The organism is Sphingomonas donggukensis (assembly GCF_023674425.1).
In the GTDB taxonomy this organism is placed as follows: domain Bacteria; phylum Pseudomonadota; class Alphaproteobacteria; order Sphingomonadales; family Sphingomonadaceae; genus Sphingomonas; species Sphingomonas donggukensis.
The window spans coordinates 248,626-263,730 of the sequence record NZ_CP098401.1 but is presented as its reverse complement, the minus strand read 5'-3'; the positions used below and the strand labels follow the sequence as shown (position 1 = coordinate 263,730).

Here is a 15,105-nt window from a genome sequence, read left to right as displayed (position 1 = left end):
GCGAACGCCTGACACATGGACGGCCTCTCTTTTTTCGGAGGCTTTTCATGATGTTGATTGTCGATGACCGAAATCGCGCCGCTGAACGCGCCGTGATCCGGTCGATGTTCGAGGCGCGGAAGCAAGTCTTTGTCGATCTGTTGCGCTGGGACGTGCCGGTCCTCGCCGGGCGCTTCGAGGTCGACCAGTTCGACGACGGCCATGCGACGTATCTCATCCTGACCGATACCGAGCGCCGCCATCTGGCATCGACTCGGCTGCTGCCGACTGAGCGGCCTGGTATTCTCAACACGCTCTATCCGCAGCTCTGCGATGAGCCGCCTCCCGAAGGCCCCGACGTATTCGAGATCACGCGCTTTTGCCTGTCGCGCGGGCAGCGCGCCGTCGATCGTCGCCTCGCACGCGATCGGCTCGTCACCGGACTCGTCCGGTTCGCGCGCGACCACGGCATCCGCACCTACACCGGCGTCGCCGAGATCGGGTGGCTGCAACAAATCCTCGCCTTCGGCTGGGAGTGCAGGCCGCTCGGGCTGCCTCTGGTGATTGACGGACGCATGCTCGGCGCGCTGCAAATCGACATCGATGCCGACAGCCTCACCAAGCTCGCTGCCGCCGGCATCCATGCCGACGTCGCTCCCGCAATCGCTGCCTGAGAGGAAACACCATGGCGACCCAATGTGCATCTGCCGCCGCGCAGCCGAACTACATGCTCACCGACGATCTGATGGCGCACGGCTACACGATCCTCCGCAACGCCCTTTCGCGGGGGGATATTGCGGCAGTGGAGGGCGACCTCGAGCCACACTTCGCCGCCACGCCGTTCTGTTCCGGCGATTTCTATGGCGCGAGGACCAAGCGTTTCGGCCGCTTGCTCGCCCGCTCGAGTCACATGGCCGCGCTCGTTCAGCACCCCGCCGTACTCGCGGCGGCGGACGAGGCGCTCGGCCCGTGGTGCGACTGCCTCCAGCTCAACCTTGCGCAGGCAACCGAAATTCATCCCGGTGCGCTCGCTCAATTTCCGCACCGTGACCAGGATATGTGGCGCGGCGTCACCGGCGAGGTTGAATATTTGCTCAACGTGATGTGGCCGCTGACCCCGTTCCGGCGCGACAATGGAGCAACCTTGATCTGGCCCGACAGCCACGGCGTGGCCGCGTTGGCGCCCGAGACCGAAGGCACGCCGATTGTCGCGGAGTGCGATCCCGGTGATGCGATCCTGTTCCTTGGTTCGACCCTGCACGGCGCGGGCGCCAACAACAGCGATGCGCCGCGACGAGGCCTGATCGTCAGCTACTGCCTGGGCTGGCTCAAACCCTATGAGAACCAGTGGCTCGCCTATCCGCCTCCCGTCGCCCGTCGCTTTTCGCCCGAGCTGGCCGCGCTCGTCGGCTATCGTCAGCACCGTCCCAACCTCGGCAACTACGAAGGCCGGTGCCCGTCAGTGCTTCTTGAGGACGCGGTGCCCGATCGGTTCGGCGCGGTGGACGCGCTCAGGCCCGACCAGGCCGAACAGCTGGAAGCCTTCGTCCACGACCAACGACACGGCGCTTACAGGCCATGAGTACGGCCGGCACCATGGCGCGTGTCTATCAAGCGCTGAAAGCGCGCGTCATGGCCGGCGAGTTCGCGCCTGGCGAACGCATCGATCCGGCGCGGCTGTCGATTGACCTGGCGGCGAGCGCGACACCGATCCGGGATGCGCTTTATCGGCTCGCCGGCGAGCGACTGGTGGAAAGCTGGCAGCATGAGGGCTTTCGCCAGCCCTTTGTGTCCGAAGCTACGCTGCGCGACCTTTATGGCTGGAGCGAGGACTTGCTGCGGATAATTCTGCGCTTCGCAGAGCGCAGCGCGATGGCGCCGGCCGAGCGGCCGGTGATAGAGGGCGGCCTGCCGGATGCAATCAGCGGCGCCTTCGCATGGCTGGCGCAATTGTCCGCAAATCATGAGCATGCCGCCGCGATCGCATCGCTCAACGATCGCCTGCATCATGTGCGGATCATCGAACAGCGCATTTTGGCGGAAGCCGAGGACGAGATCGAGCTGCTCTGGCCGCTCGTCGACCGTCGCCAATGGGCCGACGTCCGGCGCTGGAGCGCAAGCTTCCATGTCGTGCGCCAACGGCACGTTCCCGAGATCGCCGCAGCATTTCGGCGACGCGAAACCTAGCGCCAACAATCGCTCGATCGTGGCCGTATAAAGTGGCGATAGCGATCACCCGGCTTAGCCTTGGTCCGCCGCCCATTTCCGGGCGGCTACAGGAGACAGGCCATGGAACGCGATGACAATGACACGGTCGATCTGGGTGCGGCGAGCGAGCTCACGCGCGGCGGCGACTATCAGGCGACCGAGTCGGGCGGCAAGCTGCCCTTCCTGAGCGGTATCGCCGACGACGACTGAGACCGGGTGAAGGGACGCGCGGCGTTGCCGCGCGTCCTCATCCTGCGCAATGACATCGCTTGATCCAACCCTCTATTTCGCCCGGCTTACGAGCGGAACGATCGCGCTCGATGTGCGGCGCGACCGTTATCTCCGCCTGAGCGCGCCAATCGCCGAAGCGGTCGAGCAAGCCCTGTCTGGCCAGGAATCTGCCGAGACGCGTGCGCGGCTTGCCGGGGCGGGTCTGCTTGGCGTCGGCGCGTCGCCCGTGCAATTTTCCAGAATCCTTCCGTGCCGTGCGACCCATGCCGCTCTCAGCGAGCTCGGCAACGACGAGCCCTCGCTCCGCGTTCGGATCGCTTGCGTCGCGGCGCTGGCGCGCATGCGCACGCTCCTGCGCATCGCCGGCTTTGCATCGGCGCTGGCGCGCGCCCAGCGCGCCGTGAACGCGCCCCTCCAGCATGATCTAATGCGTGCCATTGCACTAGCGCGCGCGTTTGAGCACGCCCGGGCCTGGCTGCCATTCGAGCGCCGCTGTCTGCCCGATGGCCTTGCCTTGCACGCACTGCTGGCGCGCTCAGGGCTTCGCGCGACGCTGGCGCTCGGGGTGCGCGATAAGCCGTTTGCCGCGCATTGCTGGGTGCAGGCGGGCGACTGGCTGCTCACTGACACAATCGACGAAGTCGATGAACTGACCCCGATTCTGGTCATTTGACATGCGCTTTCTCGTCTTGGACCGGCCAAACGATGACACGCTGCCAGCGGGACTGGAACGAGCCTTCGCCCTAGATGGCGCGATCGGCTACGCGGACGCTGACACGCCTGTCCTGCATGCGCCCGCCGCGCCGTTGATAATCTTCGGCCAGCTGTTTCGCGCCAATGAGCGCAAGCACGAATTCACGTCGGGGGAAGCCGATGCGATCGTGACCTCGCGCGGTGCATGGCTGATGAGGCACTGTTGGGGCCGCTATGTTGCTGTTTGGCGCGAGCCGGCAACCGGCCGCCTCTGCGCAGCCCGCGATCCCAGCGGTGCGATCCTGGCACTGTACCGTTCCGAGAGCAGCGGTACCGCAATCGCCTCTGAGCCCAGCACGCTCGCTGACGCAGGCATGCCGATGCGCATCGACACGACCGGTCTTGCGCATCGCCTCTGGTACCCCGGCATCGCCAGCCACCAGACCGCACTCGATGGCCTTGTCGAGATTTTGCCCGGCGAAACGGCCGTCTTTGGACCTGCGCCGGTGCATCACTCCATCTGGACACCGGCCGCGGCAATCGCAAGCGCCGGGCTTCCAACGCACGACAACCTTCGCGAGACCGTTTTTCAGACGACCAATTTGCTGGTCGACAACCGCCCCGTGCTCGTCGAACTGTCTGGCGGACTCGATTCGAGCATCCTAGCTGCAGCGCTCACGGAGAGCCGCGCCGATTGGCGTGCCGCGACGATTGTGACGCCCGGCAAGGACGGTGACGAACGGCACTATGCCCGGCTTGTCGCTACAGCCCATGCTGCGCGGCTTGAGGAGCGGCACGTCGCGCCGGACGCCGTCGATCTGCTCATGCCGCCGGCCCGCTTGACGCTGCGTCCGACCGGCTACGGCATGCTGGCCGCCCTTGACCGCACCATGCTGACGGAAGCCGAGCGCGATGACCGGATTCTTTTGAGCGGCACGGGCGGCGACAATGTCTTTGGTTCGCTGCGATCCGCTGCGCCTGTGGTCGATGCAGCAATAGCAAGCGGCGCGAGCTGTTGGCATACCCTGCGCGACGTCAGCCGTCTGACCGGGGCGTCGCTTTCAAAGGTCGCGCTCAGCGCCGCGCGCTATGCACTGCGGCATCGCCTGCACCCTATCCGCTGGCGCGCGGACGGCAGCCTGCTCATGCCCGGCACGCGGCCGCCGCTTGCGCCGCATCCTTGGCTCACGAAGGCACGTTTGCAGCCCGGGCAACGAGCGCACATTGCCCTTCTCCTGCGCGGACATGATGTGATCGCCGATATCGAGCGGGCGCGACGCCGGACGATGATTTTTCCGTTTCTCGCGCAACCAGTGATCGAGCTCTGCCTGCGCATACCGAGCTGGGAATGGGTCGCCGGCGGTCGCGACCGCGCCTTTGCCCGCGACGCGTTTCGGGGTCATCTGCCAGCGCCGGTCTATAGCCGCAGAACCAAGGGGCGGCTGGCATCGCTGCTGGCTCCGGCATTTGACGACCAACGCGCCCAATTGCGCGCCCTGCTATGCGAGGGCGTGCTCGCCGAGCTAGGGCTACTCGATCGACCTGCCTTGGAAGCTGCGTGCCGGTACGAGGCCGGCTCGGACGGGCGCATCTACACCCGAATTCTCGAGCTTGCCGACGCCGAGCTCTGGGCGCGCGCAGTCCGGAGCGCCCCTTGAAACCTCCTCGTGGGCGCGCCACGCCGCGAGCGCTTCATGATCTTTGCGCGGGGTTGCCGGTTCGCTGATGAGCCAGAATGAAAACCAGTTGAGCGTTCGGCACATCGCCGCGGCACGCTGCCGCGGCAGGAACTTGACATGGCCTGCGTCCGGAAACACGAAAGTGTCGACGGTAACGGCGCTGCGCGACAGCCGCGCGATCAGCTCGATCGACCAACGCGCCTCGGATTCGGGCAACTGAAGAAGCAGCGGCGTTCGCGTCGCGCCAAATGACCGGGCGGGTGACATGTGGCGCCAGGCGCGGTGATCATCCGGGGCGGTGATATCCCAGCGTGCACGCAACTGAGCAGCCGTGTCGCGGCCGCTCAGTCCGCCAAACCAGAACAGTGCAGGCTCGATCTGTCCGGACGCGATCGCCGCCGCGCGCAGGAATCCCGGGCGACGCCACATCCACATCGTCACCTCGCTGCCGAAACTCAATCCCTGCATGCCGATCCGCTGACGATCGACAAGGTTCTCCGCCACCAAACGGGCGACGATCGCGTCGATGCCGGCCTGGGCGTCGCGGTAATCGTCCGCCGCTTTGCCACTTTTTGCCGATTGCTTGACGATGCACAGCGACGCGATGCCCCGCGCGGCCAGCAGCTGAAAGGCAAGCTCATCGCCTACTCCGCCGCGCAGAAATCCTTCGCACACATAGTAATTCACAACGAGCGGCCACGGCTGTCTTGGCCGCTTGTCGGTGGGACGGAACAGAACGCCCGAGAAGCGGTCCCCCCCTCGCGCCGTCCACTTCAATCGTTCGACGCTTGCAGGGAGTAACCCGGCCAGGCGTGCGTTAGGGTCAAACAATGTGATGACCGCACCGGTCGCGAGATCGATCCGCACCAAGTGTGGCGGATCCGCCGCATCGGCGGAGACGCAAATCGCGGCGCTCGCGACGACCGCGCACGGCGTACGGGGGTGCCGGCTCCCGCTCATCTGTCCGGCGGTCTCAAGGATCAGCTGCCGATGATTGTCTTCGAGCCGGTAGAGCTTCTGCTCGCCTATGCCGGCACGAACCATCACCAGCTGGTCACGCGTGCCCGGGATTGGCGCTGTCCAGATCGGCCGCAGCATCGTACAGTCGATCCGCCCACACAAGGCCGCAGCGCGCGCATCGTCGATCTGCTGCGACCCTGACTCAGAGCCGACCTCTGCCGGGCGGCCCAGTGTGCCGGTGGCGGGGTCAAGCACATAGTCGGTCTGGCCAAACGCCGAGGCCGCGCGGTCGAACCAGTCGCCTGTCATTCTTACGCTTTCCGGACCCGCGCCTCGATCGAAACCACCGATCGCCCCGACGCTCAGATCGATCGCCGACGTGAGCCGCACCCCCGTGTCGCGCAGCTGCGCTTCGGCAGTCGCGGTGCTCCTCGCTGTCGGCGCGACCGTGACCCTTATCGCGTTGCCCGGCGCGCCTTCGACGCGCATGACGTCGCCGGGGAGGTCGGTGAGCTTCGTGATCGCCCCGGACAGCGCTGCCTGCCAGAGCTGCGAGCGGCTGGCGATGCGAGCCCGGAAGTAAAACGCCTGGCTGTCGCGCTGCCAGACCGGTTTTTCGTTCTCAAGCACGCCGGCGCCGTTCGACGTTGCCGTCCCGCCATCGGCGAGCCGCTGCGGCGGCGCGCTGCCGTCCGCCGCAACGACCATCCAGTCCAGCGACACCCGATTACGCGCGATCGATGGCCGCTCGATGCGGAACGCGATCCACTTTCCATCAGGCGACGCCGAGACGCCCGACAAGTCGACTGTTTCGACGAGATCGGCCACCGAGAGCGGCGCGGTGGCGGCAAGCAAGGCGGCCGCGAGCGCGCTCACCAGCCGATCGTCAGCTGAACTGCGAGCAGGCGCCCCACGGCGCTCGCTTGTTCGGGATCATAGCCGAGCGTCGAATCGAACGAGCGATTGGTGACGTAGGGCGGGTCGGCATCGAACAGGTTGAGCGCGCTCAGCGCCAGCCGCGCAGCGTGCAGCGGCCCGGGCGTTGGAAAGCGATAGCCGATCGAGGCATCGACGGTCGTCCAGGAGCGCACCGTCTCGACCGGCGTAACGGTCTGGTTGCGATAGCCGCCGACGCGGTTGACGAACAGCGTCGCATCAACAGTGGACGAGCTCCAGCCGGTGCGGGCGCGCCAGCGCGACCGCACGGGATTGCCGATCGTCGACACGATGTTGGCCGCGGGCGATGTCGCGGTGATCTGCTGGTCGATCGCGAACAGCCGCGTCCCGGAAAGGCCGAGCATCGCCGTTCCAGTCCCTAACGGTCGCGACAGTTCGACATCGACATCCAGCCCCCGCACCGTCGTCGACGAAAGGTTGCGAAGCAGTGCGTCGATGATGACCGTGACCTGGCCGGGCGTGACGCCGAGCGGGTTGAAGAACAACGGATCCGCGAAATAGCCCGCAACGGCCGAAGGCGCGGGATTCTCGTCGATCAACGCCCCATAAACGTCGCGCCGGGTGAGATAGTTGGCGAAGTCTGCCGTCGCCGACGCGATCCGGTCCCGATAGCCGATGTTGAAATAGGTGACATTGGCCTTGAGGCCGTCGATCGGCCAATCGGCGAGGTCGGCGCCGGTCGTCCAAGTGGTGGCCTTCTCTGGGCCGATGCCGGTGGAATAGCCGAACAATCCCAGCGCGATCGACTTGCCCGTTGGCGACTGTGGATCGTCCAGCTCGAGCGTTTGATAAAGATTGCCCGAGGGCCCGACGAGATCGCCGAATCCAGGCGCACGGAACGATCGGCCGAATGAGCCCCGTAGCGTCATGCCCTTGAGCGGCCGCCAGGCGATCCCGACCTTGGGATTGGTGGTCGCCCCGAAATCACTATATCGCTCGTGGCGCGCCGCGATCGTGACGTCGAGCGACCCGGGAAACGCCGGTGCTGCCGCCAGCAGCGGAACCAGCAACTCGCCATAGACGGCGTCGATGCCGCGCGACGCCGGCAATCCCATCAGATTGGCGGTCGTCGGACCCGGACCGCGGAAATCGGTGGTAGTGACCGTGCTGAGCCGTTCGTCGCGGTGTTCGGCGCCCACCGCCAGCCTGATGCTTCCGGCGGGAAGCGCGAATAGCGGACCGTCGGCGCGGAGCGCTCCCGACCACACCACGGATCGCGTGCGCGTCAGCCGGCTTCCGCGGATGCGATCGATCGTCGCCGGATTGGTGTCGCTGCCGTCGCCAAAGACATTGTACGCCGTCGCAGGGTCGGGATCGGCCAGCGCTGCCGTCAAGCGGAAGCTGTTGACGAGATTGAGCGCGTCCTGATGCTCGACCTGCCGGCCATAGCTGCCCGACAGATCCACCCGCCATGGCCCGAACCGCGCGGCCAGACCGGCGGTGCCGGTGGCACCGTCGACACTGCCGATCCGCCGCTCGAGCCCGAAATCGGCCTTGAAGTCATAGCGCACGGTGACGGGCTCGCGCGTGCCGATAGGGTCGACATAAAAGGCGTTGGTAACCGGCACGCGGACCGGCACTTCGGGTGCCAGCGACCGCGTGAAGTCGAACTCGCGCCGCGCATAGAATCCACGAACATAGCCGCTCAACCAGTCGGTTACCTTCTGATCGGCCGCGACATAGACGGCATGGCTGCGCTGCGCCGCGAGCAGATCGGTCTCCTTGCGCACGTCGCGCCGGCTGATCTGGCCGGGTATCAGCTGCCCTCGCGTCAGCGAGCGTCCGTCCTGCCCCGCCGGAATGCCGAAGATTGCCCCATTGGCGGCGATCAGCGTGCCGGGCGTCGTAAAGAGTGAACGGAAATCGCCGCCGCCAAATGGCCGAAGGTCGTCGGTCGCATAGCGGCGCTGCGCGCCCGGCAGACTGCCGCGCTCGCTATACTGATAAGCAGCCGTCGCGCTGCCGCCGCCCCAGGTGACGCCCGCGAGCTGGCCAAGCTGATACTCGCCAAAGTCCCCATCGGCCGTTCCCGCTCGCGCCAAGCTTTCAAATCCAGAGAAGTTCTTGCGAAAGCGGAAATTGACCACGCCGGCGACCGCGTCGCTTCCGTAAAGCGCCGACGATCCGTCGGTCAGTATCTCGATGCGCTCGATCGCGAGCTGCGGGATTAGCGAGATGTCGGCGAACGTACCGTTGACGCCGCCAAGTGCAGGTCGATTGCCATCGAACAGCACCAGGGTCGACGAGGCGCCGAGACCGCGCAAATTGATGCTCGATCCAAGCGCGGCATTTTCGCCTGCTGCGTTTCGCGAAGTCGTCCCGGCGACGCTCTCGTTGAATCCGCCCCCGAAATTGCTGGGGATCGTCTCGAAGAGACTCTGCACCGTCCCGCGACCACTGCGCTCGATCGCCGTGCGGTCAACGACGGTGACCGGAGAACCCACCGGGGCGGCGCCGCGGATGCGCGTGCCGGTCACGACGATCTCTGTCGCGTTTCCCTCCTCGCCCGCGCCGGACGCTAGCTGAATGACGAAGCCGCCATCGACGAGCTCGGCTCGAAGTCCCGAACTCCTCAGCAACCGGGTCAGTGCGGCGCGGGCATCAAGCTCGCCGGCGACGCGCTTCGAGCGCTTGCCGGCGATGATCGCATCGTCGGCCAGGACATCCCGGCCCGATGCGCGAGAAAATGCCCGGAGCGCTGCGCCAAGCTCCTGCGCTTCGATTTCGTAGCGCTGTCGCTCGGCGGGCGCCTGCGCCGCTGCCGGAGCGGCGATCAGCGCCACCGCCGCGGTACACGCCAGATAATATGGATAGCCCTTCATCGCCGCCCCTCTCCCCGGCCGTCGTCATGACGGTCCGCGGGCCCCCATGACGGCGGCGTCGGGAGGGGCCGGAAATAGTTACGGCGGCGCGAGCAGGAGGCGGCCGCCCTCGTCGTTGCTCCCTAGGCCAAGGGCCGCAGCGAGGCGGCGGGCCAGGACGCGGTGGTCGCTCAGGTCGAAGCGACCGGTGACGCGCCGCGCGCCAAGCGCCTGCGACGCAACCGCCAGCGGAACGCCGCCGCCGTCGTTCGCAATGCGGATCACGTCGTCGAGCGCCAGTCCATCCGCCTCGATGACCGTCACGCGTTCGCGCTGGGGGGCAGGCGAGACGGTCATGGTCGCGACGTCGATGCTCTGCAGTGCCGCGACAGTCTGTGTGGGTGAGGTCTGTCCGCCGTCGCGGGGTTCGACCGCGACTGATCCGCGTCGCGCGGTGACCCGTCCGCCAGCCGCGACCGCATCGACATCGAATACGCCCTCCGTGGCCGTCGCGCGCACCTTGCCGGCCACGACCACGAGCGGCCGGGCCGGATCGCGGGCGACCAGGAACCGTGCCGAGCCGTCCCGTAGCGTCACCTGCCGCCGCTCGGTCGAGAAGCGTGGCTCCGCCCTAGCCTGGGCGCTGAGGATCACCAGCGTGCCATCCTCAAGCCGGATCGGTCGCGTCAGCTGCGCCTCCGCCGAAGAGGTCAGCGACGGGCCGCCGAGCCGATTGGAGAACGGCGACCCGACCAGTGCGACGACGGCGACCGCGCCGACCGCCGCGGCGGTCGCCAGCGCGGGCCACAGCCGCCGGGATTCGCGCGGCGCCGGTCGGGTTGAGCGGAACTTTCCCTCCGCCATCAGCGTGTCGAGCGCACTGATCTGCGCATACTCCGCGCGATTGGCTGCATCGGCTGCGAGCCACGCCTCGAACTCGGCACGCGTTTCGGGCGAGCGATCGCGCTTGAGCCGGTCGTCCCAGTCGAGCGCTTGCCGACGCGCGCGCGGGATCATCAAAGGTCGCCGACCCGGCGCCGCACATGGTGCATCGCGGTGGCGACCTGCTTTTTCACACCTTCTTCGCTCATGCCGTAAGCTTCCGCTATCTCGGCATACGTCATGCCTTCGATCCGGCTCATGAGGAAGATGTTGCGCGTCTTGGGCTTCAATTGATTGAGCGCCGCGTGCAGGTGGGCGAGCGTATCACGCGCCTCCAGGTGCGGCAGCGGATCGACCGACGGGGAATGATGCTCCTCGTAACTCTCGTGCGCTCGCGCCTGGCGACGCGCCGCGACGCGGCGGAATTCGAGCACGAGATTGGCCGCGGTACGGCCGAGAAACGATCCCGGATGCTCCGGGCGATGACCGAGGATGCGACGGAAGCTTTCCTGCACGAGATCGAGCACGTCGTCGCGCGCTACGCGCCGCTCGAAGTAGCGCGCCAAGTGCGGCGCCTCGTCGCGGTAGAGCGCCTCGACCGTCCGCCACTGTTCGCGCATCGCCGCGCGATCGGCGTCGGTCAGCACCGTCTCGTCGCCGATCGCGCCGAACGGCTCGGTTGCCGCTCGCACCGCGCGCTGCGCCGTCACGGCTCCGTCCTCACGCCACGCACCACCGCGCATCTCCCTCATCCAGCACCGCTGACGGCGGGTGCCGGGCGTTGAGAACATGCTTGACCATGCGCCGCCGCCTTTAGCTCGCTAGGAGCCTGGACATATGCGTCGGCCGCCCGGACGCGGCGATGTGCCGGCGGGAAGAACGAATGCAAGCAGGGTTCTCACGCCCTGGCCCCGCGGCCCCAAGCCCGGTGCAGGCACGAGTCTAACGCTTTCGAGTCGCGCCGCAAGACCTTGTCCGGCGCGACTTTTACAGGTGCGGCCGGTGTGATATCAAAGCAACGAGCGTCATGGTGGTGGTGGCGACGCTCCGGCTTTTTCTTGTCCGGAGCTCAACATGATCCTCGCTTTGTGTCTCGCGCTCGTCGCCCTGGTCGGCCTCCTCTGGCTGCTCATCACGTGCTCCACTTACGCGCTGCCACTTGGCCTCGGCCTTTTCGGCGCTGTCCTCGCCTATCGGACCGGTGCCGGGTGGCTCGGCGCCGCAATTGTCGCGACGATTACGGCGGTCTTCGCAGTGAATGCGGGCCGTATGCTGCTCTGTTCGCGCTCGCTATCGGTCCGGATCGTCACGGTCGCGCTGTTCAGTATTCCGGCTGGCGTCGCTGGCTATCACGCGATCTTCGGCGTGACCGCAGTTGGCGCCATGACCGACGGATGGCGGACGGCGCTCTCGAGCATCGCGTCCGTCGTGATCGCGTGTACAACGGCTGCGCGACTGGCTACCACGGCGCGATCCGCGCGGGGCTGACGCGGTACCGGGCCCCGGCGGTTGATGGGCGCGCGCTCGACGAGCGGTGGTTTGCCCGTCTGCGTCGGAGACTGGTCGAGCGGCTAGCCCGATTGGCAATGCCTGTGGCGCTGTAGCGATTGGTGACGAAGCGGCGCGGCAAGGCGCGCCGACTCACTTTGCGGCCGAGGCTGGGACACGGGCGTTGGCCTTTGGTGCGGCACTCCTCCGGCGCTCGCGGCCGTCCCTTGGTTGCGCCGAGGCTTCTCATTCTGCGCCGCCCGTCCCCGTCCTCTTGCCGCCATCCTTGGGCCACGCCGAGGATCTTTCCTTGGGGCATTGTCCGCTCCGCGCCCGACGCGATCCCTCCATGGGCTGGTGTCTGGCCGGGTCCGGGCTACGCCCTCGATCGGCTGGCCGCAACGGTGCGCTTCCAGACTTTCTTCCGCCGGCGCTCTGGCGAGCGCCTTTGCATCGCGAGGCAAGAAAGTCCCCGCTTACCGTCTTCCGCTGCGCTTCAGCCTTGTCAGGTGCGGCGCCGCTCGCCCCGGCCGGTCGACAAGCCATCGGGACCGCGATGGGCGCGGAACCGAGCAATTGAGGAAAGGTACTTCGACATGGCCAACATCGGCACCTTCAAGCAGACCGGCAACGAATTCGCCGGCGAGATCGTCACCCTCTCGGTGCAGGCAAAGAACGTCCGCATCGTCCCCCAGGACAAGAGCGGCAACGACAAGGCCCCCACCCACCGCGTCTTCGTCGGCCGCGCCGAGATCGGCGCCGCCTGGTCCGAAACCGCGCAGTCCACCGGTCGCGACTACCTCGCCGTCAAGCTCGACGATCCGAGCTTCACCGCGCCGATCTACGCCAACCTCTTCGAGGACGACGAAGGCGGCACCTACAGCCTGATCTGGTCGCGCCCCAACGGCCGCCGGGACTGAGCCCGCCGATCGACGCCCCGCCCGGCTCGCGCCGGGCGGGGCTCATCACGATGAGGAGACCGATGATGTCCCGCTGTCCTTACGTCCCGATCTTCGTCTTCGGATCCAATCTCGCCGGTCGCCACGGCAAGGGCGCGGCGCTGTGGGCGCGCCGGCATCGTGGAGCAAACTACGGCCAGGGGATCGGTCGCCAGGGCAACCCCTACGCGATTCCCACCAAGGACCACGACCTGCACGTGCTGCCGCTGCAGGTTATCCAGGTCCATGTCGCGGCGTTCCTGGATTACGCGCACCAGCATCCCGACCTTGCGTTCGAACTGACGCCCATCGGCTGCGGCAAGGCCGGATACCGCCCGGACCAGATCGCGCCGATGTTCGCCGATGCTCCCGTCAACGTCGATTTGCCGGTCGCCTTTTCGGCGCATCCAAGACGGCCGGCGTAGCGCTTCGAGGCAGTTTGACAGACGCCGCGGGTGATCGCGATCGGATCGGCCCGGCTATGTCAGGACGGTCGTGATCGCCCGCAGCGTATCGACGAAGCTGCGTAGCAGCTGTCGCCCCTGCATCGCCGCAGGGTCACCATCGACCACCTCCGCACGCGCCTTGCCGCTTGCAACTTTTCCCGAGCCGAGATGGGCGTCGGCCAAGCGCAGGTCGTAAATGCCAAACAGCGGTGCCATCGTCGTGCTCGCCTCGGCTGCGGTCCGATGGTGTTCGATCAGCTTTTCCAGCACCTTCATCGATCCCGGCTTCTTGTCGGACTTGGGAAGCCCGATCGCGCTCATCACGGCGTCGACGTCGATGCGTTCCGCAAACAGCCGGGTCAGTTCCTTGGCAAGGTCAAGCAAGCCGTCCGGTTCCGCCGCCACGAACCGGTGCGCCCGCTTGAGGAGCGCCGGGACGGTGTCGTGATCGCGCAGCAGCGGCGCCCCGTGCCGCGCCGCGAATGCCACATTGAGCTTTGTCAGGGCGTCCGGAAGTTCCTGCTCGGGCGCGACCGTCGCAGCCGGGTTGACCTCCATTTGCGCAGCGAACAACTCCTTCGAAACGCCGCCGTCGGGGGTCACGTTTTGGGCGCTCCACAGGCGCTGTTCCCACGGCGCGAGACCACCGATGTCCTTGGCGAAGACGGTGATCAGACCAAGGTCGTTTACACCAAAATGAACCCCGAAGTTCGTCGCGCCCAGCGATCCCGTCTCCTGCGAGAACCAGTGCAGTCTGGCGCTTCGGTGGCGCAGCAGCGTCGCGACGACGGCCGGCTCGAAATAAAGCCAGCTCATGGCGCCTGAGAGTTGCGCTGCGGTGGCGCGCGTCCCGTCGTTCTTCAGCGCGAAAGTCGTCGTGTACGGATCGTCGTCGCCGCGTACGCGCGTACTGAGCGTACCGGCCTCGACCCATTCGGTCCGCCACAGCGCGCCGCGCGTCCAAAAATGCTCGTCGGGATCGGGATAGTCCGCTTCGGTGATAATCCCTTCGCGCCGATCGCGTCCGCTCGCTTGCTGGTAGTGATCCTTCGACCAGGTGAACTTGGGCTTCGTCGCCGTGACCTGCACGCGTTCGTGATAGCTCGAGCAGTAGAGCGCCATGTCGCGGGCGGCGAGGTAATCGCCGAGGAACTCGGGTCTTATCTCGACAAGCCGCGGCTTGCCGGTCTCGTCATGCTTCAAGCGGACGACCTCGACCCAGCCTTCCTCGGGCCGAAACCAGCTATCGCCTTCGCGGACCAATCCGAGCGCCGTCACCAGATCAGGATGGAGGTGCCAGATCGAGCGGTCGTCCTGTTCGACGTGCTGGTCAATCACTAGGTTGACGCCGAGCGGCTTGCTCCAATCGCGAAACACATCGGACGATTTGTAACCCCAGCTCTCGACGCCGGCGCGGTGGGCGTCGACGCCCAGACCGTTCGACCAGCCCATCGCCTCGGCCGCCGTCCGGTGCCCACGCTCGACCGCCGCCGTCGCGATGCCGGACCATGTTTCGAGCCGGACGATATTGGTCTCCGGCGGCTCGAGCGTCGTCTCGGTGATCTCACGCAGCGGAATCCAAGCGCGCTGCTTCAGCGGCTGGATGTCGCCCAGTTCGAAATAGGCTTGGGATATCGGCATCTACGCGCATTCGCACAGGGTCGCGGGTTCGCGCCAGACCAGTAGCGATTGCCGGTCCCCTTATTGGGGGTGGGGAGCATCCACACTTGGCTGAGCGCCGAACGATCCTGCGGCTTCCGCCCGGAGACAAACCGCACCCCGCTCTCTCGAAGGCTGCCCTGGCCGAGTCCGCGCCGCTTTCCGTCAACCCGTAAAGGGTTCG

At 66.6% G+C, this 15,105-nt stretch carries 13 protein-coding genes and 1 pseudogene; 9 read left to right on the top strand and 5 right to left on the bottom strand.

The genetic code is table 11. The features are described 5' to 3' along the window. Positions 1-50: 50 nt before the first annotated feature. From M9980_RS01275 to M9980_RS01250, 6 genes are all read left to right on the top strand, one after another. Positions 51-653, top strand: coding sequence for an acyl-homoserine-lactone synthase (locus tag M9980_RS01275; RefSeq protein WP_250755017.1), 603 nt, complete (start codon positions 51-53; stop codon positions 651-653). Between the two features lie 11 nt (positions 654-664). Further along, positions 665-1,561, top strand: coding sequence for a phytanoyl-CoA dioxygenase family protein (locus M9980_RS01270; RefSeq protein ID WP_250752538.1), 897 nt, complete (start codon positions 665-667; stop codon positions 1,559-1,561). Further along, entirely contained in the window at positions 1,558-2,166 is a 609-nt protein-coding gene (locus M9980_RS01265; RefSeq protein ID WP_250752535.1) for a GntR family transcriptional regulator, read from the top strand. Before M9980_RS01270 ends, M9980_RS01265 begins: the two co-directional genes overlap by 4 nt. Before the next feature lie 102 nt (positions 2,167-2,268). After that, positions 2,269-2,397 (top strand): benenodin family lasso peptide, encoded by a 129-nt coding sequence (locus tag M9980_RS01260; RefSeq protein WP_250752532.1) that lies wholly within the window; start codon positions 2,269-2,271, stop codon positions 2,395-2,397. A 49-nt stretch (positions 2,398-2,446) separates the two neighbouring features. Then, positions 2,447-3,091, top strand: coding sequence for a lasso peptide biosynthesis B2 protein (locus tag M9980_RS01255; protein WP_250752530.1), 645 nt, complete (start codon positions 2,447-2,449; stop codon positions 3,089-3,091). Position 3,092: 1 nt separating this feature from the next. Then, positions 3,093-4,769 carry an asparagine synthase-related protein gene (locus tag M9980_RS01250; RefSeq protein WP_250752528.1) on the top strand — a complete coding sequence of 559 codons (1,677 nt, stop codon included), beginning with the start codon at positions 3,093-3,095 and terminating at the stop codon, positions 4,767-4,769. 129 nt (positions 4,770-4,898) lie between these two features. Here the strand turns inward: M9980_RS01250 and M9980_RS01245 are convergent. The 4 genes and pseudogenes from M9980_RS01245 to M9980_RS01230 form a co-directional block, all read right to left on the bottom strand. Then, positions 4,899-6,578: pseudogene (locus M9980_RS01245) on the bottom strand (Atxe2 family lasso peptide isopeptidase); the annotation flags it as partial. A gap of 44 nt (positions 6,579-6,622) precedes the next feature. Next, positions 6,623-9,529 (bottom strand): TonB-dependent receptor, encoded by a 2,907-nt coding sequence (locus M9980_RS01240; protein ID WP_250752526.1) that lies wholly within the window; start codon positions 9,527-9,529, stop codon positions 6,623-6,625. 78 nt (positions 9,530-9,607) lie between these two features. Then, positions 9,608-10,525, bottom strand: a complete 918-nt coding sequence (locus tag M9980_RS01235; RefSeq protein ID WP_250752524.1) for a FecR domain-containing protein — start codon at positions 10,523-10,525, stop codon at positions 9,608-9,610. Next, complete coding sequence (locus M9980_RS01230; protein ID WP_250752523.1) at positions 10,525-11,037, bottom strand: RNA polymerase sigma factor; 513 nt, start codon at positions 11,035-11,037, stop codon at positions 10,525-10,527. The genes M9980_RS01235 and M9980_RS01230 overlap by 1 nt, the downstream gene beginning before the upstream one ends. Before the next feature lie 427 nt (positions 11,038-11,464). On the opposite strand from M9980_RS01230, the gene M9980_RS01225 reads away from it, so the two are divergent. The 3 genes from M9980_RS01225 to M9980_RS01215 all read left to right on the top strand — a co-directional run bounded on the left by M9980_RS01225 (position 11,465) and on the right by M9980_RS01215 (position 13,241). After that, positions 11,465-11,878: a hypothetical protein gene (locus M9980_RS01225; RefSeq protein WP_250752522.1), complete on the top strand. Its 414-nt coding sequence runs from the start codon at positions 11,465-11,467 to the stop codon at positions 11,876-11,878. A gap of 596 nt (positions 11,879-12,474) precedes the next feature. Next, positions 12,475-12,798 carry a DUF736 domain-containing protein gene (locus M9980_RS01220; protein ID WP_250752521.1) on the top strand — a complete coding sequence of 108 codons (324 nt, stop codon included), beginning with the start codon at positions 12,475-12,477 and terminating at the stop codon, positions 12,796-12,798. A 62-nt stretch (positions 12,799-12,860) separates the two neighbouring features. Then, positions 12,861-13,241, top strand: coding sequence for an A1S_2505 family phage non-structural protein (locus M9980_RS01215; protein WP_250752520.1), 381 nt, complete (start codon positions 12,861-12,863; stop codon positions 13,239-13,241). 54 nt (positions 13,242-13,295) lie between these two features. Here M9980_RS01215 and M9980_RS01210 read toward each other — a convergent pair whose 3' ends face one another. Then, positions 13,296-14,903, bottom strand: coding sequence for a hypothetical protein (locus M9980_RS01210; RefSeq protein ID WP_250752519.1), 1,608 nt, complete (start codon positions 14,901-14,903; stop codon positions 13,296-13,298). Positions 14,904-15,105: the final 202 nt, after the last annotated feature.

Excerpts from the sequence above, each read along its gene's own strand:
- M9980_RS01275 (WP_250755017.1), top strand. The coding sequence starts at position 51 with ATGTTGATTGTCGATGACCGAAATCGCGCCGCTGAACGCGCCGTGATC.
- M9980_RS01270 (WP_250752538.1), top strand. The coding sequence starts at position 665 with ATGGCGACCCAATGTGCATCTGCCGCCGCGCAGCCGAACTACATGCTC.
- M9980_RS01265 (WP_250752535.1), top strand. The coding sequence starts at position 1,558 with ATGAGTACGGCCGGCACCATGGCGCGTGTCTATCAAGCGCTGAAAGCG.
- M9980_RS01260 (WP_250752532.1), top strand. The coding sequence starts at position 2,269 with ATGGAACGCGATGACAATGACACGGTCGATCTGGGTGCGGCGAGCGAG.
- M9980_RS01255 (WP_250752530.1), top strand. The coding sequence starts at position 2,447 with ATGACATCGCTTGATCCAACCCTCTATTTCGCCCGGCTTACGAGCGGA.
- M9980_RS01250 (WP_250752528.1), top strand. The coding sequence starts at position 3,093 with ATGCGCTTTCTCGTCTTGGACCGGCCAAACGATGACACGCTGCCAGCG.
- M9980_RS01240 (WP_250752526.1), bottom strand. The coding sequence starts at position 9,529 with ATGAAGGGCTATCCATATTATCTGGCGTGTACCGCGGCGGTGGCGCTG.
- M9980_RS01235 (WP_250752524.1), bottom strand. The coding sequence starts at position 10,525 with ATGATCCCGCGCGCGCGTCGGCAAGCGCTCGACTGGGACGACCGGCTC.
- M9980_RS01225 (WP_250752522.1), top strand. The coding sequence starts at position 11,465 with ATGATCCTCGCTTTGTGTCTCGCGCTCGTCGCCCTGGTCGGCCTCCTC.
- M9980_RS01220 (WP_250752521.1), top strand. The coding sequence starts at position 12,475 with ATGGCCAACATCGGCACCTTCAAGCAGACCGGCAACGAATTCGCCGGC.
- M9980_RS01215 (WP_250752520.1), top strand. The coding sequence starts at position 12,861 with ATGATGTCCCGCTGTCCTTACGTCCCGATCTTCGTCTTCGGATCCAAT.
- M9980_RS01210 (WP_250752519.1), bottom strand. The coding sequence starts at position 14,903 with ATGCCGATATCCCAAGCCTATTTCGAACTGGGCGACATCCAGCCGCTG.